Source organism: Methylobacterium terricola, from assembly GCF_006151805.1.
In the GTDB taxonomy this organism is placed as follows: domain Bacteria; phylum Pseudomonadota; class Alphaproteobacteria; order Rhizobiales; family Beijerinckiaceae; genus Methylobacterium; species Methylobacterium terricola.
On record NZ_VDDA01000003.1, the window covers coordinates 260,157 to 282,142 of the forward strand.

17 protein-coding genes are annotated in these 21,986 nt (G+C 71.8%); 7 read left to right on the forward strand and 10 right to left on the reverse strand.

The window, feature by feature from the left end:
- The first annotated feature begins 288 nt into the window (after positions 1-288).
- A complete protein-coding gene (locus tag FF100_RS08560) occupies positions 289-3,507 on the forward strand; it encodes an error-prone DNA polymerase (RefSeq protein ID WP_139035130.1) in 3,219 nt (1,072 codons plus the stop codon).
- A gap of 445 nt (positions 3,508-3,952) precedes the next feature.
- On the opposite strand, the gene ssuD is transcribed toward FF100_RS08560, so the two are convergent.
- Genes ssuD through msuE form a run of 5 tightly spaced genes read right to left on the reverse strand, consistent with a single transcriptional unit; the run spans position 3,953 to position 8,341 of the window.
- On the reverse strand, positions 3,953-5,116 hold the full coding sequence (ssuD, locus tag FF100_RS08565) for an FMNH2-dependent alkanesulfonate monooxygenase (protein ID WP_139035131.1): 1,164 nt from the start codon (positions 5,114-5,116) through the stop codon (positions 3,953-3,955).
- Between the two features lie 26 nt (positions 5,117-5,142).
- Positions 5,143-5,982, reverse strand: a complete 840-nt coding sequence (locus FF100_RS08570; protein WP_139035132.1) for an ATP-binding cassette domain-containing protein — start codon at positions 5,980-5,982, stop codon at positions 5,143-5,145.
- A gap of 32 nt (positions 5,983-6,014) precedes the next feature.
- Positions 6,015-6,806 (reverse strand): aliphatic sulfonate ABC transporter permease SsuC, encoded by a 792-nt coding sequence (gene ssuC, locus FF100_RS08575; RefSeq protein WP_139035133.1) that lies wholly within the window; start codon positions 6,804-6,806, stop codon positions 6,015-6,017.
- A 6-nt stretch (positions 6,807-6,812) separates the two neighbouring features.
- Positions 6,813-7,760 (reverse strand): aliphatic sulfonate ABC transporter substrate-binding protein, encoded by a 948-nt coding sequence (locus tag FF100_RS08580; RefSeq protein ID WP_139035134.1) that lies wholly within the window; start codon positions 7,758-7,760, stop codon positions 6,813-6,815.
- A complete protein-coding gene (gene msuE, locus FF100_RS08585; RefSeq protein ID WP_139035135.1) occupies positions 7,757-8,341 on the reverse strand; it encodes an FMN reductase in 585 nt (194 codons plus the stop codon). Before msuE ends, FF100_RS08580 begins: the two co-directional genes overlap by 4 nt.
- Positions 8,342-8,937: 596 nt before the next feature.
- Here msuE and FF100_RS08590 point away from each other — a divergent pair.
- Entirely contained in the window at positions 8,938-9,348 is a 411-nt protein-coding gene (locus tag FF100_RS08590; protein ID WP_246101973.1) for a tellurite resistance TerB family protein, read from the forward strand.
- A 358-nt stretch (positions 9,349-9,706) separates the two neighbouring features.
- On the opposite strand, the gene FF100_RS08595 is transcribed toward FF100_RS08590, so the two are convergent.
- Positions 9,707-10,672, reverse strand: coding sequence for a D-2-hydroxyacid dehydrogenase (locus FF100_RS08595; RefSeq protein WP_139035137.1), 966 nt, complete (start codon positions 10,670-10,672; stop codon positions 9,707-9,709).
- 185 nt (positions 10,673-10,857) lie between these two features.
- Positions 10,858-11,127, reverse strand: coding sequence for a hypothetical protein (locus tag FF100_RS08600; RefSeq protein WP_139035138.1), 270 nt, complete (start codon positions 11,125-11,127; stop codon positions 10,858-10,860).
- Positions 11,128-11,300: 173 nt separating this feature from the next.
- On the opposite strand from FF100_RS08600, the gene FF100_RS08605 reads away from it, so the two are divergent.
- Genes FF100_RS08605 through FF100_RS08615 form a run of 3 tightly spaced genes read left to right on the forward strand, consistent with a single transcriptional unit; the run spans position 11,301 to position 15,116 of the window.
- On the forward strand, positions 11,301-11,819 hold the full coding sequence (locus FF100_RS08605) for a (2Fe-2S)-binding protein (RefSeq protein ID WP_139035139.1): 519 nt from the start codon (positions 11,301-11,303) through the stop codon (positions 11,817-11,819).
- On the forward strand, positions 11,816-12,871 hold the full coding sequence (locus tag FF100_RS08610) for an FAD binding domain-containing protein (protein WP_139035140.1): 1,056 nt from the start codon (positions 11,816-11,818) through the stop codon (positions 12,869-12,871). Before FF100_RS08605 ends, FF100_RS08610 begins: the two co-directional genes overlap by 4 nt.
- A complete protein-coding gene (locus tag FF100_RS08615) occupies positions 12,864-15,116 on the forward strand; it encodes a xanthine dehydrogenase family protein molybdopterin-binding subunit (protein ID WP_246101974.1) in 2,253 nt (750 codons plus the stop codon). Before FF100_RS08610 ends, FF100_RS08615 begins: the two co-directional genes overlap by 8 nt.
- A gap of 239 nt (positions 15,117-15,355) precedes the next feature.
- On the opposite strand, the gene FF100_RS08620 is transcribed toward FF100_RS08615, so the two are convergent.
- From FF100_RS08620 to FF100_RS08630, 3 genes are all read right to left on the reverse strand, one after another.
- Positions 15,356-17,329, reverse strand: coding sequence for a PhoX family protein (locus FF100_RS08620; RefSeq protein ID WP_139035141.1), 1,974 nt, complete (start codon positions 17,327-17,329; stop codon positions 15,356-15,358).
- A 74-nt stretch (positions 17,330-17,403) separates the two neighbouring features.
- Positions 17,404-17,652, reverse strand: a complete 249-nt coding sequence (locus tag FF100_RS08625) for a hypothetical protein (RefSeq protein WP_139035142.1) — start codon at positions 17,650-17,652, stop codon at positions 17,404-17,406.
- Positions 17,653-17,807: 155 nt separating this feature from the next.
- Entirely contained in the window at positions 17,808-18,131 is a 324-nt protein-coding gene (locus FF100_RS08630; RefSeq protein WP_139035143.1) for a hypothetical protein, read from the reverse strand.
- A gap of 379 nt (positions 18,132-18,510) precedes the next feature.
- On the opposite strand from FF100_RS08630, the gene FF100_RS08635 reads away from it, so the two are divergent.
- Together FF100_RS08635 and FF100_RS08640 are read left to right on the forward strand one after the other, a co-directional pair.
- A complete protein-coding gene (locus FF100_RS08635) occupies positions 18,511-19,947 on the forward strand; it encodes a pyridoxal phosphate-dependent decarboxylase family protein (RefSeq protein WP_139035144.1) in 1,437 nt (478 codons plus the stop codon).
- A 324-nt stretch (positions 19,948-20,271) separates the two neighbouring features.
- A complete protein-coding gene (locus tag FF100_RS08640; protein WP_171070098.1) occupies positions 20,272-21,960 on the forward strand; it encodes a methyl-accepting chemotaxis protein in 1,689 nt (562 codons plus the stop codon).
- The last annotated feature ends 26 nt before the right edge of the window (positions 21,961-21,986 follow it).

Genomic DNA, 21,986 nt, shown 5'->3' on the forward strand with positions numbered 1-21,986 from the left:
TATTTCGAAAATCAGTCAATCGCGGGATCCCCTCTCCAGGCGATGCCGGGCTTGCCCGGTATCGCTGCAAGGTGTGGGAGAGGGGTAGGGGCGATCGAAGATCGCGCGAGGGTGACACGGTTCTGGGCCCAGCATCCAGCGTCAAGCTGCCAGCCCGACGGTCAGTGCTTTGCTGAGGAATCGTGTCACCCTCACCCCCGACCCCTCTCCCACACGGGAGAGCGGAGACGCGCTTTACTTTTACTCGAATGGATCAAGTGAAATCCTTATGATGCGCTCGGTCTCGTCATGACTGTCGAGCTCCAGGTCACCACCCATTACTCGTTCCTGCGCGGGGCCTCCTCGCCGGAGGAGCTGTTTTCCGCAGCCGCCCTCCTCGGCATCCGGGCGCTCGCCGTCACCGACCGCAACTCGCTCGCCGGGATGGTGCGGGCCCACGCCGCCGCGCGTACGACGGGCTGCCGCCTGATCGTCGGCTGCCGCCTCGACCTGACCGAGGGCTGGAGCCTGCTGGTCTATCCGACCGATCGGGCCGCCTATGGCCGGCTCTGCCGGCTCCTGACGATCGGCCGCTCGCGCGAGCGGGCGCCGCATGGCGGTTGCCACCTGGCAATCACCGACGTCGCGGAATGGAGCCGGGGCCTCATCGCGGTGCTGCCGGCCGACCGGCCGGACGAGGTCCTGGCGGAGCGCCTGCGCGCCCTGAAGGCGATCTTCGGAAAGAACCTCTCCTGCGGCCTGTCGCGCCGCTTCGGCGTCAACGACCACCTGCGGCTCGACGGCATCGCGAGCCTCGCCCGGGCCGCCCGGGTGCCGAGCGTGGCTTTGGGCGACGTGCTCTACCACGTGCCCGAGCGGCGGATGATGCAGGACGTGGTCACCTGCATCCGCCTCAAGACCACCATCGCGGCGGCGGGGTTTGCCCGCGAGCGCCATGCCGGGCGCCACCTGCACGACCCGGACGAGACCGCGCGGCTGTTCGGCCGCCACCCGGAGGCGCTCGCCCGCGCCGCCGCGATCGCCGAGTCCTGCCGCTTCTCCCTCGACGAATTGACCTACACCTACCCGGACGAGGCCGGGGCCGATGGGCGACCGGCGCAAGGACGGCTCGAGGCGATGACCTGGGAGGGGGCGGCCTGGCGCTACCCCGCCGGCGTCCCGGACGCGGTCCGCACGCAGCTCGGGAAGGAGCTCGATCTCGTCGCCCTGAAGAAATACGCGCCGTACTTCCTCACCGTCGAGGCGATCGTCCGCTACGCCCGCTCGCAGGGCATCCTGTGCCAGGGCCGCGGCTCGGCGGCGAATTCGGCGATCTGCTACTGCCTCGGCATCACCGCCATCGACCCGGTGGAGCAGGGGCTGCTCTTCGCCCGCTTCATCAACGAGACCCGCGACGAACCGCCCGACATCGACGTCGATTTCGAGCACGAGCGTCGGGAGGAGGTGATCCAGTGGATCTACGCCACCTACGGCCGCGAGCGCGCCGCGCTCACCGCCACGGTGATCCGCTACGGCGCCCGCGGCGCGGTGCGGGAGGTCGGCAAGGTGCTGGGCGTGCCCGAGGACATCACCGGCGGGCTCGCCCGCCTGGTCTGGGGCTGGTCGCGCGACGGCGTCGGCGAGCGCGAGGCCACGGCGCTCGGCCTCGACCTGTCCGAGCGGTCGTTGCGCCTCACCCTGGAGATCGGCCGGGCGCTGATCGGCACGCCGCGCCATTTCGGCCAGCATCCGGGCGGCTTCGTCCTGACGCTCGACCGGCTCGACCTGCTCTGCCCGGTGGTCCCGGCCCGGATGGAGAACCGCCAGATCATCGAGTGGGACAAGGACGACATCGAGGTCCTGCGGTTCATGAAGGTCGACGTGCTCGGGCTCGGCATGCTCGGCTGCCTGCGCCGGGCCTTCGCGCTGCTCGCCGAGCATCGGCCGGAGACGAACCCGCCGCGGGAGATCGCCGACATCGAGCCGGGTGACGAACCCACTTACGCGATGATCCGGCGCGCCGACACGATCGGGGTGTTCCAGATCGAGAGCCGGGCGCAGATGGCGATGCTGCCGCGGATGAAGCCGGAAAACCTCTACGACCTCACCATCGAGGTCGCGATCGTGCGGCCGGGCCCGATCCAGGGCGACATGGTCCACCCCTACCTGCGCCGGCGCCGCGGGCTCGACGAGGTCACCTACCCGACCAAGGAACTGGAGGCGGTGCTGAAACGGACCCTCGGCGTGCCGCTGTTCCAGGAACAGGCGATGCAGGTCGCGATCGTCGCCGCCGGCTTCAGTCCCGCCGAGGCTGACGGCCTGCGCCGCGCCATGGGCACCTTCAAGGGCGACGGCACGATCAAGCTCTACGAGGAGAAGCTGATCGGCGGGATGATCGCCAACGGCTACGACCCGGATTTCGCCGCCCGCACCTTCCGCCAGCTCGAAGGCTTCGGCTCCTACGGCTTCCCGGAGAGCCACGCCGCCTCCTTCGCCCTCATCGCCTACGCCTCGTCCTGGCTGAAATGCAATCATCCCGAGGTGTTCTGTTGCGCGCTCCTCAACGCCCAGCCGATGGGCTTCTACGCCCCGGCCCAGATCGTGCGCGACGCCCGCGCGCACGGGGTCGAGGTGCGGCCGATCAGCCTCAACGCCTCGCGCTGGGACTGCACCCTGGAGCCCATCGGAGACGGGCGCTTGGCGGTGCGCTTGGGGCTACGGCTGGTGCGCGGGTTGCCCAACCAGGACGGCGCCCGGATCGCCACGGTCCGCGAAGCCGACCTGTTCCGCTCGGTCGAGGATCTGTGGCGCCGGGCCGGGCTCTCGCTGAGGGGCCTGCGAAGCCTCGCCGCTGCCGATGCCTTCGCCTGCCTCGGCCTGGAGCGGCGCGAGGCCCTGTGGGCGATCCGCGGCCTCGCCCCCGAGCCGCTGCCGCTCTTCGCCGCCGCCGACCGCCGCGAGGCCGCGCCGGCCCCCGAACTCAGCGAGCCGCCGGTGCGTCTCGCGCCGCTCGGGGAGGGGGCCGCCGTGGTGGCCGATTACCGCGCCGCGGGCCTCAGCCTCGGCCGCCACCCGCTCGCCTTCCTGCGGGCGGACCTCGCGCGCGACGGCGTCTCGGCCTGCGCCACCTTGCGCCGCCTGCGCGACGGCGCCCGGGTGACGGTGGCGGGTCTGGTGCTGGTGCGCCAGAAGCCGGGCTCGGCCAAGGGTGTGATGTTCATCACGCTCGAGGACGAGACCGAGACCGCCAACCTCGTCATCTGGCCCTCGCTGTTCACCCGCCAGCGCACCCTGATCCTCCAGGCCGGCCTGATGGCCGCCCGCGGCCGGGTGCAGCGCGAGGGCGAGGTGATCCACCTCGTCGCCGAGCACCTGATCGACCGCTCGGACCTGCTGGCGCGGGTGGCGGGGGATGCGGGCGAGCCGCTGGCGGTCGATGGCGGGCGGGGGGACGAGGCCCGGCGCGGGGGGGCGGATGCGCGGGGGGCGGCGCGGCCGTTGCGGGTCGGGAGCCGGGATTTCCGGTGAGCGGCGGCCCTGCCCGGGTCTCGGCCGGTCGTGCCGGGTCGCCGAGACAGAGGGCGCTTGCGCCAACTCGCTCGAAGCACCGTCGCTCGAAGCACCGTCGATGCGAAGGCTGTAACCAGGAAGCCGCCATGCTGGCGCCCGAGCTCACGGCGGGCGGGACCTCGGTCTGCCTCGGCTGCCGGGGGAGGCGGCTGCGCGTCGCCGCGATGCCCTGCGCGATCCTGTATGAGCAACTGCAGATCCGCACGCCCTTGTCCGGACGACCGAAGCGGCAGCGGAAGGAGATCCGGAACCCAGGGGAGAAGTGCTGCGAAGCGGCACTGCCGTTGCACCGTTGCAGACAGACGGACGCTTCGCAACTTTTTGTGCTGGATCCCGGATCTCCTTCCACTTCGTTACAATCGCCCGGGAAAGGGGTGAGGCGGTTTCAGGGTGCTGTACTCTCTCAATGCGCCGCCACGCCCCGCGTCGGCACGATGTCGTTGGCGATCACCTCGCCGAACGGGCCGTCGTTGCGGGCGTTCGTCGCCGCCGTGCCGGTGGTGCTGCGCAAGGGGAGCTTGGGGAAGACCAGCTCGGCGAAGCGGTAGGCCTCCTCCAGGTGCGGGTAGCCGGAGAGGATGAAGCGGTCGATGCCGAGATCGATGTACTCCTTCATCCGGTCGGCGACCTGGTCGGGGGAGCCGACGAGGGCGGTGCCGGCGCCGCCCCGCACCAGGCCGACGCCGGCCCAGAGGTTCGGTGACACCACCAGCTTGTCGCGCCGGCCGCCATGGAGCTGCATCATCCGGCTCTGGCCGACGGAATCCTGGCGCGCCAGGGTCGCCTGCGCCTTGGCGATGGTGGCGTCGTCGAGGCGCGAGATCAGCGACTCGGCCGCCTCCCAGGCCGCCGACTCGGTCTCGCGCACGATGACGTGCAGGCGGATGCCGTACGAGAAGGTCTTGCCGCGCTTGTCGGCCGCCTCGCGGGCCCGGGCGATCTTCTCCGCCACGCCGGCCGGGGGCTCGCCCCAGGTCAGGTAGACGTCGCAATGGTCGGCCGCGACCTCGATCCCGGCCGGCGACGAGCCGCCGAAATAGAGCGGCGGGTAGGGCCGCTGCACCGGCGGGAAGATCAGCCGCCCGTCCTCGACCTGCAGGTGCTCGCCCTTGTAGGTCACGGTCTCGCCGGCGAGCAGGCTGCGCCAGACGGTCAGGAACTCGTCGGTCACCGCGTAGCGCTCATCGTGGCCTAAGAACACGCCGTCGCCGCGCAGCTCCACCGGGTCGCCGCCGGTCACCACGTTGATGAGCAGGCGCCCGTCCGAGATCCGGTCGAGGGTCGCGGCCATGCGGGCGGCGGTGGAGGGCAGTTGCAGGCCGGGCCGCACCGCCACCAGGAAGCGCAGGCGCTTGGTCAGGGGGGCGAGCGCCGAGGCGACGACCCAGGAATCCTCGCAGGAGCGCCCGGTCGGCAGCAGCACGCCGAAATAGCCGAGCTCGTCCGCGGCCTGGGCGATCTGGCGCAGGTAGGGCAGGGTCACGGCCCGGGCGCCGTCCTGGGCGCCGAGGTAGCGGCCGTCGCCGTGGGTGGGCAGGAACCAGAGGACGTCGGTCTGGCCGGTCATGGAAACACTCCGGTGAGAGGGCGCGGTCAGGCGCGCCCGTCGAGCAGGTGATCGAGAATACGCCCTTCCAGGGCGGCGAGATCCGGGTCGCCGCGCCGGCGCGGGCGCGGCACCGTGACCGGCACGTCGAGGGCGATGCGGCCGGCCTCGACCACCAGGATGCGGTCGGCGAGCGCCACCGCCTCGGCGACGTCGTGGGTGACCAGGAGGGCGGTGAAGCCTTGCGCGCGCCAGATCCGCTCGATCATCGCCTGCATGTCGATCCGGGTCAGCGCGTCGAGCGCCCCGAGGGGCTCGTCGAGGGCGAGCAGCCCCGGATGGCTGACGAGCGCCCGGGCGAGCGCCACCCGCTGGCGCTGGCCGCCCGACAGGGTGGCGGGCCATTGTCCCGCCTTCTCGGCGAGGCCGACCTCCGCCAGTGCCTCGGCCGCGCGCGCGCGCCGCTGCGCCTTGCGGCCGTCGCGGGTGAGCCCCACCGCGACGTTGTCGAGGACCCGCGCCCAGGGCAGCAGCCGCGGCTCCTGGAACATGATCCGGCGCGGCGCCTCGCCGCCCTCGATGGCGATGCGGCCGGCGGTCGGCGTCTCGAGACCGAGGATCAGGCGCAGCAGGGTGGACTTGCCGCAACCCGAGCGCCCGACCACGGCGACGAACTGGCCGGCCGGGATGTGCAGATCGAGCCCGTCGATGACCGGCGCCCCGCCGTCGAAGGACTTGGACAGGCCGCGCAGCGTGATGCCGAGGCCGGTGGCCGTGCGGTCGCGGGTGATATCGCGGGTGGCCTCACGGTCGAGGACGTCGCGGCGCAGGTTCGCGCGGGAGGTCGGTGCAAAGCCCTCGAACCGGCGGAGGGTGCTGGCGATCATGGTGACGGACCCTGGAAGCGAGGAGATGGAGATCAGGCCGAGCGGTAGGCCGGGTTCCAGGCGAGGCAGGCGCGCTCCAGCCGGCGGGTCAGCAGGTCGGCGACCTTGCCGAGCAGCGCGTAGATCAGGATCGCCAGCACCACGACGTCGACCAGCATGAACTCGCGCGCCTGCATCGCCATGTAGCCGAGGCCGGAAGACGCCGAGATCGTCTCGGCGACGATGAGCGTCAGCCACATGATGCCCAGCGCATAGCGCAGGCCCACGAAGATCGACGGCAGGGCGCCCGGCAGCACCACGCGCCAGAACAGCTCAGGTCTCGACATGCCGTAGATCCGGCCCATCTCGACGAGCTGCGGATCGACCGAGCGGATGCCGTGCAGGGTGTTGGCGTAGATCGGGAAGAACACGCCGAGCGCGACCAGGAAGAGCTTGGCCTCCTCGCCGATGCCGAACCACAGGATCACCAGCGGGATCAGCGACAGGTGCGGGATGTTGCGGATCATCTGCACGGTGGTGTCGGTGAGCCGGTCCGACAGCCGCGACAGGCCGTTGGCGAGCCCGAGGGCGAAGCCGATGCCGCCGCCGATCAGGAAGCCGCTCGCCGCCCGCAGGAAGCTGACGCCGAGATTGGTCCACAGCTCGCCGGTCTCGGCCATGCGCCAGCCGGCGGCGGCCACGTCGAGGGGGGCGGGCATCAGCCGGGTCGAGACCAGACCGGCCGAGCCGGCGATCTGCCAGCCGACGAGGATCACGGCCGGCAGGAGCCAGGGGGCCAGGCGCCGCGCGGCGGCCTCGGGGGAGGGGAGGGCGAGAGCAGGCATGGGTGTTCAGCCGTTCTGGGAGACGGGCGTGCGCAAGGCGTCGGCGATCCGGATCGGACGGGGGATCAGCCCGAGGGCGTGGAAGCGGTCGGCGACGCGCTGCTGTTCGGCCACCGCGCTCGCGGTCATCGGGCCGATGACGAAGTCGGTGCGGTCCACCGCCCGGCGGGTCGCGGGCAGCGGTACGCCGGTGCCCTTCGCGAGGAGCGCCGCCACCTCGCCCCGGTTGGCCTCGCACCAGCGCGCCACGCCACTGAGCGCGTCGAGCGCCGCGTCGAGCACAGGGGCGCGTTCCGTGGCGAGGGTCCGGTGGGCGAGGAGGAAGCTGTTCGGCTTGGCGATGTCGTTGGCGAGCGTCAGCACCCGGGTGCCCGGCTGCATCTCCGCGATGGCGAAGTACGGGTCCCAGATCGTCCAGGCATCGACGCTGCCGCGGGCGAAGGCCGCCGCGGCGTCGGCCGGCGCCAGGGTCACCGGCTCGATGTCGCGGTAGGTCAGGCCGGCCTTCTCCAGGGCCGCGATGGTGAAGTTGTGCGCGCTCGACGCCTTGGCGAAGGCGACGCGCTTAGCCCTAAGATCCGCCAGGGCGCGGATGGGAGAATCCTTCTGCACCAGGATCGCGGCGCCCGAGCCCGCGGCCTCCTGCGCTGCCACGTAGACGATCGGTCCGCCCGCGGCCTGCGCGAAGATCGGCGGCGCGTCGCCGGTCGGGCCGAGATCGATGGCGCCGAGGCTGATCGCCTCGAGCAGCGGCGGGCCGAACGAGAACTCGACCCAGCTCACCGTGACGCCGAGGGGCTTCAGCCGCGCCTCGAGCGCGCCCTGCTGCTTGGCGACGACGAGGGTGCCGTTCTTCTGGTAGCCGATGCGGAGCGTATCGCCGCCCGCGGCCCGGGCCGGCAGGGCGGCGGCGCCCGCGAGCGCCGCCGCGAGAAGGCTGCGGCGGTCGATCACCGGGCGCCCCCGGCGGCCCGGGCGAGGGGAGCGGCGGCGGCCGTGGCGCGGGCGCCCGCGAGGGTCGCGAGCTGATCCCCGGCCTCGGCCACCCGCTGGCGGATCGCCGCGGAATCGAGGCCGCCCTCGCGAAAATCGGGGTCGGAGGCGTAGACCGCGGTCGGTACCGTGAGTGCGGTGAAGAAGCCGAAGAGCGGCCGCAGGGCGTGCTCGACCACGAGCGCGTGGCGCGGCCCGCCGCCGGTGGCGGCCAGCGCCACCGGCTTGCCGGCGAGCGCCTCCGGCGAGACGAGGTCGAACAGGTGCTTGAACAGGCCCGTATAGGCGCCCTTGTAGACCGGGGTGCCGACCACGAGGGCGTCGGCCTCCTCCACCGCCTCGACGAGGCGCCGGGCCGGCAGGGAGAGCTGGTCGCGGGTGAGCGCGGCCCCGAGGCCGGGCCCGGCATCGACGAGGTCGAAGATCCGCACCTCGACCGGCAGCCGCACGGCGGCCTCGGCGGCGATCGCCTCGACCAGGGTGCGGGTCTTCGAGGGCCGCTGGATGTTGGCGGAGAAGCCGACGAGGCGCAGTCGCGTCATGGAGGGTCCGATCCGGAGAGGGGAGAAGCGGCAAAGCCGGGGCGTCGCGACCTCCTTCGTCGCCGCGAACCCCGTGCTCCGATGTCGTTACGATGCGGCCGGTTCTAAGATCAGTCAATGAAATGAGATTTCAAATGATCGTATAGCGGGAGTTCGTCGTCCTCTCGTGCCGGCATTCGGGAGAAGATATCACTTCGTTCCCACCGATATTTGGGAAATATCGTGAATGGCCCAGGGACTATGTTGCATGTTTCGAACCGGCGCCGTGCGACGGCGGCGCTCCGCCGGCTTCGGTCGGCGCCGAGAAGCGCTCGCCCGGCCCGCCACCCGTGAGACTGCCGGCGCCCCGCTTTTTGAAGTATCGCGCGGGGATTAAATCCGCGTGACAAACGTAAACAAGATAATGCCGGCCGTATATGGGGTCGTCTGCCGCCGAATGGAAGGCCGATCGTTTGAAAAATACTCTCTCTCGGCCGGTCTCCGGGCGATCGACATCACCATAGCTTTACGGTAATCGACCGGCTGCGCTGATGGACCGCTTCAGCGCCTTGCCAGAGCATTTGGCCATTTGCCAGGGGCCCCCGACGATGTTCAACATGTTCAAGTCGCAGACCTCGCTCGACCTGACGCCGCGGACCTGCCTCGCGGTCTCGCTGATCTACTGCATGGGCGCCGACGGCGAGATCGACCCGGAGGAGATCGGCCACCTGATGTCCGTGCTCGGCCGCAACGCGACGCGCCAGAGCCTCGATTCCGCCGTGCGCTACGTCCGCGCCACCCAGCCGGCCCAGTTCCTGACTGACGCGGCGCCGCGCCTGCGCCCGGACCAGCGGCTCTGCATCATCCTCAACATGATCGACAGCGCCATGGCCGACGGCGAGGCGGAACCAGGCGAGCAGCAGCTCATCATGCAGTTCGCCCAGGCCTTCGGCCTGTCGGAGAACGACCTGACCCCGTACTTCAAGGCGCTGGTGGCGAAGAACGATCGGGCGGTGCTGGATCGGTGAGGGTGTCGGCGGGCGTGAACTGACCCGCCCGCTTCGGGAAACGGCGCCGACTCCCTCCTCTCCCCATGGGCGGGGGGAGGGTCGTGTCTCCGTTCAGGAGACGCGACGGGCGCAGGCGCAGCCGGAGCGAGGGGGGTGTTTCCGGAGGAGCCACACCCGGCGCCTCCCTTTCCCCTGCGCCCTGCGGGCTCCCCTGAGCCCCGTCGCAGCTCAGGCCTCTCCCCGCCCGCGGGGAGAGGACGAACCCGCCTCTCGTCTTTCCCGGGCAAGTCTTGCTTCCCCGGACAGTCTTGCTTTCCCGGACAGTCTTGCGCCCGCGGGGAGGAGAACGCGCACGAGATCGGGCCGGGACGCCCCCTCACACCACCGGGTTCACCAGCTCCTCCCCCCGCCGCAGCCGCCCGAGATTCTCGACGAGCAGGTCGATCACCCGGCCCTCGTAGAGGCTCGTCTCCCCGGCGCTGTGCGGCGTGACGATCACGTTTGGCATCCCCCAGAACGGCGCGTCGGCCGGCAGCGGCTCCTCGCGGAAGCAGTCGAGGCCGGCGCCGGCGATCCGGCCCTCCGTGAGGGCTCGCGCCAGGGCGTCCTGGTCGACCACCCGGCCGCGGGCGACGTTGATCAGCAGCGCCCCCGGCCGCATCGCCGCGAGCGCCGCCGCGTCGATCAGCCCCTCCGTCTCCGGCGTCAGCGGACAGGCGAGCGCCACCACGTCGGCTTGGCCCAAGGCCTCGTGCAGCCGGTCGGGGGAGAACACCGCCTCGACCGGGTCGCCGGGCTCCAGCGGGCGCCGCCGCAGGCCGATCACCCGCATGTCGAAGGCCTGGCCCAGCCGGGCGATGCGGGTGCCGATGCGCCCGAGACCGATCACCAGCAGCGTCCGCCCGCCCAGCTCCTGCTCCCGCGCCGCCGGGTCGGCGATCATCGGCCGCCAGGTCGCGGCGGCCTGGTGGCGCAGGGCCTGCGGCAGGTGGCGGGTGAGGCCGAGCATCAGCGCCAGGGCATGCTCGGCCACGGCGCGCTCGTTGCCGCCCTGCGCGCTGGCGAGCCGGATGCCGCGCTCGCGCAACGCGTCCTTCGGGAACTGGTCGGTGCCGGCGCTGACCGACTGGATGAAACGCAGGCGCGGCGCCCGTTCCAGCAGGGCATGGCGCCAGAGCCCCGAGACCACCAGCACCTCGGCCTCGGCGACCGCGCCTTCCAGCGCCGCGAGGTCGCGCACCTCGACGAAGGGCTGGCCCACGCCCTTCGCCGCACAGGCGTCGCCGAGGCGGTAGGCGGCGTGGGCGAGGACGATGGGACCGGAGAGGGGCGGGGCAGTCATCGGCGGGCGGCTCCGGGGCTTGCGGAAGCGGGGCCGCTTGAGTTCACACCGAGGTCAGGCCGGTGGCAAGCCATCATGCCCTGACACCCCATAAACGGAAGCCCGCCCCCGCTTGCGCAGGGACGGGCTTCGCCGGCTCGCGAGAGACGGGGTCCCGAACGGGGCGGAACGGGACCCCTGCTCGATCAGCGGCCGTAGACGTAAGGCGCGGTCGGGGCGTAGCCCGGGGGCACCTCGCGGACCATCATGCCGCGCGAGTCGCGCGGGTAGACGACGACGCTGCCGGTGCTGTCGACGGCCGGAGCGCCGCCCGGGGCGCCATAGGCGCGCTCCGCCCCAGCCAGCGGGCCGCCGGCCTGCGAACCCGAGCGGTTGTAGGGCGAGCCGCCCTGGGCGAAGGCGGGCGCGGCAGCGACGGTCAGCAGGGCTGCGGCGAGGGCAAGGCGAGTCTTCATCACGGTACCTATGAGTTCGGGGGGACCGCTGAGCGGTTTCGTAGCGTCAATCGCTGTGCCGGCGAAAGGTTCGCCTTGACATGTGCGCTGCCGCACGTGGCCGCACGTCGCCGCACCTGGGCGCTCCGGGAGGCTGGATTAGTTTGGACATGGTCTAGCCTGGAGGAAGCCGCATGAGCGTCGACATCGTCCTGACGGTGAACGGCACGAGGCGCACGATTCCGATTCCGGACCCGCGCATCACCCTGCTCGACCTCCTGCGCGAGGGTCTGCACCTCACCGGCGCCAAGAAGGGCTGCGACCGCGGCCAGTGCGGCGCCTGCACGGTGCTGGTCGACGGCCGGCGCATCAATGCGTGCCTGGCACTGGCGATCAGCCTCGACGGTGCCGAGGTTCTCACCATCGAAGGCCTGGCCGAGGGCGACCGCCTGCATCCGGTGCAGGAGGCGTTCATCGCCCATGACGGGTTCCAGTGCGGCTTCTGCACCCCGGGCCAGATCATGAGCGCCGTCGGGCTGATCCGCGAGGCCCAGGCCGGCCTCGATCCCGAACGGGTGCGCGAGGCGATGAGCGGCAACCTGTGCCGCTGCGGCGCCTATGCCGGCATCACCGAAGCGGTGCTGGAGGCGCAGGGCGCCATGAACCAGCACCAGAAACAAGGTCCCGCGACCCGGCAGGGAGAGGCGGCATGATCCCGTTCGAATATCTCCGCGCCACCGACCTCGCCGGGGCGGTCGCGGCGGGGGCGGCGCCCGGTGCCGCCTATCTCGCCGCCGGCACCAACCTCCTCGACCTGATGAAGGGCGGCGTCAGCCGTCCGGCCCGCCTCGTCGACATCACCCGCCTGCCCGGCCTCGCCGCTGTCGAGCGGCGGGACGACGGCAGCTTGCGCATCGGCGCGCTCGCCCGCAACAGCGACCTCGCCCACGATCCCGCTTTCGCCAGGGCGTATCCGGCCGTGGCCGAGGCCCTGCTGTCGGGCGCCTCGGCGCAGCTGCGCAACGCCGCGACGGCCGCCGGCAACGTGATGCAGCGTACCCGCTGCCCCTACTTCACCGACACCGCCAGCGCCTGCAACAAGCGCGAGCCCGGCAGCGGCTGCGACGCCATCGGCGGCGAGACCCGGCTGCATGCGATTCTCGGCTGGAGCGAGGCCTGCATCGCCACCCACCCGTCGGATTTCTGCGTGCCGCTGGTGGCCTTGGATGCGGGCGTCGAGATCGCGGGTCCCGCCGGCACCCGCAGCATCGCGCTCGAAGCCTTCCACCGCCTGCCCGGCGACGCGCCGGAGCGCGAGACGGTGCTGGAGCCGGGCGAGCTGATCACCGCCCTGGTGCTGCCGCCGGAGGCCGCGGGTTTCGCCGGCCACAGCCGCTACCTCAAGGTCCGCGACCGCACCTCCTACGCCTTCGCGGTGGTCTCGGCCGCGGCGGGTCTGCGGCTCGAGGGCGGGCGCATCGCCGAGGCGCGGCTGGCGCTCGGCGGCGTCGCCCTGAAACCCTGGCGGGCGCGGGAGGCGGAAGCGGTCCTTGCCGGCCGCGCGCCCGACGAGGCGGCCTTCCGGGCGGCGGCCGATGCCGCCCTCGCGGGGGCCAAGCCCTCCGGCGACAACGCCTTCAAGATCGAGCTTGCCCGGCGTCTCGTGGTGCGGGCGCTCCAGCGCGCCGCTGCCGGCACGCCGGAGCGACTGCCGGCGCTGCCGGGCTCCGTCCTCGCCCCCGCCCCGGAGGCCGCTCATGTCTAACCGTGCCTTGCCCGAGACCGCTCCCCGCCAGACCCGCCACGGCTCCAATCTCGGCCAGCCGCTCACCCGCCGGGACGGGATCCTGAAGGTGACCGGCGGCGCCCGTTATGCCGCCGACCATCACCCGCCCGGACTGCTCTACGCCGTGATGGCGGTGAGCCGCATCGCCCGCGGCCGGGTCACCCGCCTCGACGTCGCGGCGGCGAAGAGCCATCCCGGCGTCGTCGCCGTGATGACGCCGGACAACAAGCCGGCGCTGGCCCAGCACCCGGACGAGAAGCATGACGGCTTCACCTTCCGGCTCGACCTCCTGCAGGACGACCGGGTGCGCTACGCCAACCAGCCGGTCGCGGTGGTGATCGCCGAGACGCTGGAGGCCGCGACCGAGGGGGCGGCCCTGCTGAACCCCACCTACGAGGAAGAGGCGCCGGCCGTCGGGCTCGATGCGGCCGAGCCCTTCACCCCGCCGGCGATCGGCGTCGGCGATCCGGCCGACCTGGAGACGGGCGACGTCGCAGCCGGCCTCGCCGCGGCGGCGCGCCGGATCGAGGCGACCTACGAGACCCCGGCGCAGTATCACAACGCCATGGAGCCGCACGCGGTCGTGGCGACCTGGGACGGCGATCAGCTCGACCTCGACATGCCCTCGCAGGGGCTGGCGATGGCGCAGGGCCGCATCGCCGGCCTGTTCGGCATCGCTCCGTCGGACATCCACATCCGCAGCCCGTTCCTCGGCGGCGGCTTCGGCTCGAAGGGGATGATCGCCGGTCCCCAGGTGCTCGGCATCATGGCGGCCCGCCTCGTCGGCCGGCCGGTGAAGCTCGTCATGACCCGGCCGCAGATGTTCGGCCCGGTCGGCCACCGCGCCCCGACCCGCCAGACCCTGCGCCTCGGCGCGGGCGAGGACGGCGCTCTCACCGCCCTCGACCACGAGACGCTGACGGCGACGAGCACCTTCGACGACTTCATCGAGCCGAGCGGCGGCGTCTCGCACACGCTCTACGCCGCGCCGGCCTTGGCCACCCGGCACCGGGCGGTGCGGCTCGATACCGGCACGCCGCTCTTCATGCGGGCGCCCGGCGAGGCCTCGGGCAGCGCGGCGCTCGAGGGCGCGATCGACGAGATGGCCGAGGCCTGCGGCATGGACCCGCTGGACTTCCGCCTGCGCAACTACGCCGAGACCGAGCCGGCCTCCGGCAAGCCGTTCTCCTCGAAGGCCCTGCGCGCGTGCTACGCGCAGGGCGCCAAGGCATTCGGCTGGGAGGGACGCCCGCTCGCGCCGCGGCAGATGCGCAATGCCGACGGGCTTTTGGTCGGCTGGGGCGTCGGCACCGCGACCTTCCCGGCCCTGATGTTCCAGGCCGAGGCGCGGGCGGTGCTGAAGGCCTCCGGCGAGGCGGCGGTCGCGATCGGCGCCATCGACATGGGGCAGGGCGCCTGGACCGCGCTCGCCCAGATCGCCGCCGAGGAACTCGGCCTCGACATCGACGCGATCGACTTCCGCATCGGCACCTCGGACCTGCCGAATGGCGGCATCGCCGGTGGCTCGGCCCATACCGCCACCGCCGGCACGGCGATCAAGGGGGCGGCCGCCGACGCGATCGCGCAACTGGCGGCGCTGGCGACGCAGGATTCCCGCTCAGCCCTCTACGGCGCCGGCAATGCCGGGGTGATCGCCCGCGGCGGGCGCCTGGTGCGGCGCGACGACGAGACCCGGTCCGAGGCCTTCGCCGAGATCCTGGAGAGGGCCGGCCGCGAGTCGGTCGAGGGCAAGGGGGCGGCCGGGCCGGACGCGGCGCGGGACTCTTACGCCATGCACGCCCATGGCGCGGTCTTCGCCGAGGTGACGGTCGATCCCGATCTCGGCCAGATCCGGGCGACCCGCCTCGTCGGCGCCTTCGCGGCCGGACGGATCATCAACCCGCGGCTGGTGCGCAGCCAGTATTACGGCGGGATGATCTGGGGCGTCTCCTTCGCCCTGCACGAGCAGGCGGTGATGGACCCGCGCTCCGGCCGGCCGATGAACGCCAACCTCGCCGAGTACCACGTGCCGGTGAACGCCGACGTGCCCTCCCTGGAGGCGATCCTGGTCGAGGAGGAGGACCCGCACGTCAACCCGCTCGGCATCAAGGGGGTGGGCGAGATCGGCGTGACCGGGAGCGCCGGGGCGATCGTGAATGCGATCTGGCACGCGACCGGCAAGCGGGTGCGCACGTTGCCGGTGACGTTGGACAAGGTGCTGTAGGAAGAAGCACGCTGGCCTGAACCCTCCCCCCTCGGCGGGGGAGGGGGCCCCGCGGCGAGTGCGAAGCACTCGTGCCGGGGCGGGAGAGGGGACGACGCTTCCGAACAAGGCGGCACCGTTCTGAAGGGCGCATTCTGGACGAGCGTCGCGCTGCCCCTCTCCCGGCCTGCTCCGCAGGCCACCCTCCCCCGCAGAGGGGGGAGAGGTTTTTTCCCGCGCGTCGGTCTTCGAGAGGGGGCTTACGCCCCCACCTTCCCCCCACCCCGCTTCGTGATCGCCACCACGGCCGGGCGCGGCGGCAGGGCGGGGTCGAAGTCGGGCCAGCGGGTCGCCGGGTTCTCGAAGGTCGCCGGCGTCGCGGTCGGATCCTCCTCGTCGGCCTCCCCGGGATGCTGCACGGCGACGAAGAAGGTGGTGTCGTCGGGGGTGAAGTAGGGGCCGCACATCTCGGCCCCCAGCGGCACCTGGAAGAAGTGCTTGGCCGTGCCGCGGCCGGGCCCCTGCGTCTCCATCGCCCAGATGCCGTCGGCACGGCCGGTTCTGCTGGGGGAGTTGCCGTCGGTCGCGACCCAGAGGCGGCCCTGGCCGTCGACGGCGCAATTGTCCGGCATGCCGAACCAGCCGTCCTTCGTCGTCGCCGACGAGAAGGTGGCGCCGACCGCCGCGATCGCGGGATCGCCGCAGCGCACCAGCACCTCCCAGGCGAAATCCTTGGCGGCGAAGTCGCCGCCCTCGGGCGAGAGCTCGACGATGTGGCCGAAGCGGTTGTCCGGCCGCGGGTTGGCGGCGTCGACCTGGTCGGCCTTGCGGCGCCCGTTGTTGGTCAGCATGACGTAGACCTTGCCGGTCTTCGGGTTGGCCTCGACGTCCTCCGGCCGGTCCATCTTGGTGGCGCCGAGGAGATCGGCGGCCCGGCGGGTCTCGATCAGCACGTCGGCCTGGTCGCGAAAGCCGTTCTCCGGCGTCAGCGGGCCCTGCCCGAACACGACCGGCAGCCAGGTGCCGCGCCCGTCGGCGTCGAACCGGGCGACCGACAAGGTGCCGGAATCGAGGATGTCGCGGTTCGCCGCCTTGTACTGCCTATTCACCGCATCCCGGGTGACGAAGCGGTAGACGTAGTCGAAGCGCTCGTCGTCACCCTGGAACACGACGTAGCGGCCGTCACGGGCCATCGCGCCCGCCGCGCCCTCGTGCTTGAAGCGGCCCATCGCGGTGCGCTTCACCGGCACGCTCGTCGGGTCGAACGGGTCGATCTCGACCACCCAGCCGAAGCGGTTCGGCTCGTTCGGCTCCTTGGCCAGATCGAAGCGCGCGTGGAAGCGGGCCCAGCCGTAGAGGTTGCCCGGCATGCCGAGGCGCTTGTGGTTCTTCGCTTCCGCCGAGCCCTCAGGCAGGCGGCCCTGGAAGTAGTAGTTGATGTTCTCCTCACAGGTCAGCCACGTGCCCCAGGGCGTGACGCCGCCGGCGCAGTTGTTGAGCATGCCGAGCACCGTCCGGCCCTCCGGGTCGGCGCTGGTGCGCAGGCGGTCCGAGCCGGCGGCGGGGCCGGCGAGCCGCATCGGGGTCGTGGCGGTGATGCGGCGGGCGAAGGCCGACTCCGGTACCACGCGCCAGCGCCCGCCCTCACGCTCGACCTCGATCACCGAGCCGCCATGGGCCGCCATCTCGATGTCGACGAGGTCGCGGCTCATGCCGGCGAAGGCGGCCTTGCCGTCCTGCCGGCCGAGGCCGGGGAACATCAGCTCCTCGTTCGTGTATTCGTGGTTGACGACGAGGAGGCCGTGGCCGGCCGGATCGCTCGCGCCCGGCAGCGGGAAGAACCCGAGGAAGTCGTTGTTGTAGCCGAATTGCTGCGCCTGCGCGGCCGGCGTCTGCCTGTGCGGGTCGAAGGCCGGGGCGCCGGGCAGGACCGGATCGCCCCAGCGGATCAGCACCTCGGCGGCGTGGCCCTCGGCGACGTGGTGTCGCTCGTCGGCGCCGGCCGGCAGCTCGGGGAACGGGAAGGTCTCAGGCGGGGGCTCCGCCGCCGCGACGGCCCGGGGCGCCAGGGTCGCCGAGATCGCCAGGCCCCCGGCCAGACCTCCGCGCAGGATCTCGCGCCGGTCGAACCGCTGGGCCACGACCTCGCCGAGGGTCGGGTTCGAGCTCGGATTCGAGCCGGCATCCTCGGCCGCCTCGGCCTGCTGCGATCGGTTCAGCGACGGCTGTGTCATCGGGTCCCCTCGATGCTCCCGGTGTGGCGATAAACCGGCAGCTTACCTTGGGGACCATGGCGGCGGGATGACGGTCAGCGCCGGGTCCGCGGCCGGGCCGGAACGGCGCGCAGCGAGCCGGTCGTCTCCGGCGCGAAAAACGGTGCCGGGCGGTCGAGCGGGCGGGCCTCGGCGGGGGAGCGGCTCGTGGCATAGGGGTTGGTGACGTAGCTGCTCATGAAGGCGCCGCCGGCCGGCTCGCGGTCGCCGCCATTGGCGTGGGCGGCGGAGAGGGGCAGGACGGCGAGGGCGGCCGCGACGGCGGCTCTGGCGAGAGGGGACATGGTTCGAACCTCCAGCCGCATCCGATCCGGCGTCTCACGCGGGCGCGGCGGCATCGAGCGGCATGGAGGGGATATGGGGCCGGGCGGTCCGGAACCCTGTGCGCGGGCGCACCTGCCGCCCCCGCGCTCCCGTCGCGCCGGACCTGCGCCAAGCCTCACGGCAGCAGGTGCGCGTCCAGCCAGGGCCGGGGGAGCGGGGCCGGCAGGTGGCCGGCGATCCAGTCGGTCCCGGCATCCGGCGTGTCGAAGAGCGGAGGGCGGGCAAGGCCCTCGCAGGGGCCGTAGGTCTCCGTCACGCACCACTTGTGCCGGTGCTCCGGCGCGTGCGGCGTCCCCGGCTCCAGGCGGACCAGCACCGAGACGAGCTCGTCACCGAGGTAGATCAGGCAGCCATCCTGCTCCGCCCCGCCACGATTCACCTGAACGTGGCGCTGGGTCAGTCTGTCCGCCGGTATCGTCTGGGTGCGCAGCCCGAACATCGTGCTCCTCGTGGGTCGTCTTCATGGTCTAACGCGCAAGGTTTAAAGAGCGTTGAAATGCGACCGAACAATTCGACGGAGTGCCGGGCATTCCTGTTATGCTTCGTGTTTCCCCGTGCGGGCGAGATCTTTCCGCCAGATTATGCAACCTGAAATTGGTTAAACAACCGTAAATAGCGGTGACTTGATTGATCGTGACAGGTTTCCTCCGCGTGCTCAAGACTGGGTGCCCGCGAGCTTGACTGTCGGACGTGGCGCAGCATGGCTCGCCGTTCCCGCCACGACTGGCCGCGCGGATCCCTGGACGGGGAGGCGGGCCCGCCAAAACCTGCTAAACATCCGCCCGGGCACCGGAATGCCGGGCCGGCGGGAGGGGCGGATGGACGACGAGACGTTTCGGGCCTGGGCGCACCGGGCCGCCGACTGGTCGGTGGATTACCTCGCGGGCGTCGGCGAGCGGCCGGTGCGGGCGCAGGTGGCGCCGGGCGAGATCTTCCGCCAGCTCCCCGCGAGCCCCCCGGCCGCCGGCGAGGCGATGGAGGCGATCTTCGCCGATCTCGATCGGGTGGTGATGCCGGGCATGACCCATTGGCAGCACCCGCGCTTCTTCGCCTATTTCCCGGCCAATGCCAGCCCGCCCTCCCTGGTGGCGGAGTTCGTCACCGCGGCGCTCGCCGCGCAATGCATGCTCTGGCAGACCTCGCCGGCGGCGACCGAGCTCGAGACCCGGGTGATGGACTGGCTGCGCCAGATGATCGGCCTGCCCGAGGGCTTCTCCGGCGTGATCCAGGATTCCGCCTCGGGTGCGACCCTCGCGGCCCTGCTGACCGCCCGCGAGCGGGCGCTCGGCTTCACCGGCAACGCGAAGGGGCTGGCCGGCGGGCCGGTGTTGCGGGTCTACGCCTCGGCCCAGGTCCATTCCTCGGTCGACAAGGCGGTGCGCATCGCCGGCTTCGGCGATGCCAACCTGGTACGGATCCCGGTGACGGGCCCCCTCCACGGCATGGACCCGGATGCCCTCGACGCGGCGATCCGGGCCGACGGCGAGGCGGGGCTGAAGCCGGCCGCGATCGTCGCCTGCCTCGGCGGCACCAGCATCGGCGCCTGCGATCCGATCGAGGCCGTCGCCGCGGTGGCGCGGCGGCACGGCGTCTTCCTCCACGTCGACGCCGCCTGGGCCGGCAGCGCGATGATCTGCCCCGAATTCCGCGACCTGATGCGCGGGGCCGAGCACGCCGACAGCCTGGTGTTCAACCCGCACAAGTGGCTGTTCACCCATTTCGACTGCTCGGCGCATTTCGTGCGCGACCCGAAGGCCCTGACGGACACGCTCGGCATCCGCCCGCCCTTCCTGCGCACGCTCGGCCAGGATGGCTTCGTCGACTACAACGAGTGGTCGATCCCCCTCGGCCGCCGCTTCCGGGCGCTGAAGCTGTGGTTCGTGATCCGCTCCTACGGCGTCGAGGCGCTGCGGGGCATGATCCGCGACCACGTCGCCTGGGCGCGGGAGCTGGCGGAGATCATCGACGCCGATCCCGACTTCGAGCTGACGACCACCCCGATCCTGTCGCTGTTCACCTTCCGGTACGCGCCCGCCGGTGCAGGCACCGGTTCCGGGGCCGACGATCTCGACGCGCTGAACGCCCGCCTCGTCGAGCGCATCAACGACGACGGCCGCACCTACCTGACCCAGACCCGCCACGAGGACCGGTTCGTGATCCGCTTCCAAGTCGGCCAGACCACCACGACGCGGGCGGACGTGATGATGGCGTGGGATGCGGTCAGGGAGATCGCGGCGGGGGTGAGGGCGGGGTGAGGTGGGTGGACGGGGGGCGGCCGGCTCGGCCAGGGCCGCGTGCCGAAGCGCCGTGCCGGCCCATTCGAGCACCCGTCGGGAAGCGTCTCCCTGAATAAAAATCCGTACCCGATCTTTTCTCTTTCGTATTCCGTGCCGCTACCGCCCTGTCGCGGCAGAACAGAAAATCGCCAGATGAACTGTGAGTTGTGGCGGATGCTTCATCGAAAGCTCGCGACGATGGCAGTATCCGGGGAGTGGCTTGTTAACGGTTCTCGTGCAAATCTTGAATCCGGGCGCCGCCATCATGCCCGGAGTGACGGCTGCCCCCTCATGAGGTCGGCCGTGTCGCTTCAATCCTTGTCCATCCGCAGCAAACTGATCGCTGCCTTCTCGATCCTGCTTTTGTTCCTCGGTGGGTTGAGCACGGCAGGATTGTGGAGCGCCGCCGCGATCAACGGCCGCCTCGTCGAGGTCGAAACCAACTGGCTGCCGAGCCTGCGGGCGGCGGCCGAACTCGATGCCCTCATCGGCCGGTACAACACCAGCCTCCTCCGCCATATCCTGACGCAGGAGGCGACGATGCTGGCCACCGTCGGCGACGACCTCGCCAAGCGCGGACAGACGATCACGGCGGTCGCCAGGACCGTCGAAGGCCACACCACCTCCCCCGAGGAACGTGCGCTCTTCGAGACGTTCTCCACGGAATGGCGCGCCTTCACCGACGTCGTCGACGCGATCGTCGGCCTGTCGCGCGGGGGCGAGAAGGCGCAGGCCCTCACCCTCTACGAGACGAAAGCCATGCAGCCGCGGCGACGCGCTTCGGTCGCGCTTGAGAAGATCATTACCCTTAACCGGGAGGGCGCTCGCCAGGCCGAGATCGACAGCCAGGCGACCTACGCCCGGACGCGCCTGACGCTGATCGGGACCGGCCTCGCCGCCGCCGTGCTGGCGGTCACGCTCGCCGCCTCGATCATCCTCGGCATCTCCCGGGGCATCGGTTCGGTCGTGCGCCCGATGCAGGCCCTCGCCGCGGGCGACCTCACGGCCGTTGTGCCGCATCGGGGCGACCGGACCGAGATCGGCACGATCGCGGACGCCGTGCAGGTGTTCAAGGCCGGCCTGATCCGCATGAAGGCCCTGGAAGAGGAGACGGCGCAGGCCCGTCTCGCCGCCGAGGAGCAGCGCAAGGTCGGCATGCGCCAGATGGCCGACGGCTTCGAAGCGGCGGTCGGCGGCATCGTCGGCATGGTGTCGTCCTCCGCCACCGAATTGCAGGCCACCGCCCAGCAGCTGACCGCGACCGCGACCGGGACGGCCACGCAATCGTCCACCGTGGCCGCCGCCGCCGAGGAGGCCGCCGCCAACGTCACGACCGTGGCCGCCGCTGCCGAGGAACTCGGCGCCTCCGTGCGGGAGATCGGCCGGCAGGTGCAGGGCTCGGCCCGGCTCGCGCAGGTCGCCGTGGGCGAGGCCGGCCAGACGGCCGCCCTGGTCCAGGCCCTGAGCCAGAACGCGGCCCGCATCGGCGACATGGTCGGCATGATCTCCTCGATCGCCAGCCAGACCAACCTGCTGGCGCTCAACGCGACGATCGAGGCGGCGCGGGCCGGCGCCGCGGGGCGCGGCTTCGCCGTGGTGGCGGCCGAGGTCAAGGCGCTGGCCGAGCAGACCACCAGGACGACCGAGGAGATCAGCCGCCAGATCGGCGAGGTGCAGGGCGTGACCGGTCAGGCGGTGACGGCGATCAGCGGCATCACCGGCCGGATCCGCGAGATCGACGTCGTGGCGACCTCGATCGCGGCGGCGGTGGAGCAGCAGGGCGTGTCGACGCAGGAGATCGTCCGCAACGTCTCCCAGGCCGCGACCGGCACGTCCGAGGTCACGGGCACCATCACCGGCATGGCGCGGGCCTCGGAGGAGACCGGGGCGGCGGCGAGCCAGGTGCTCGCCTCGGCCTCCGAATTGTCGCGCCAGTCCGAGCATCTCCGGGCGGAGGTCGCCCGCTTCCTCGCGACGGTTCGGGCGGCCTGAGGCGATCCGGCCGCCGGCGCGGCTCC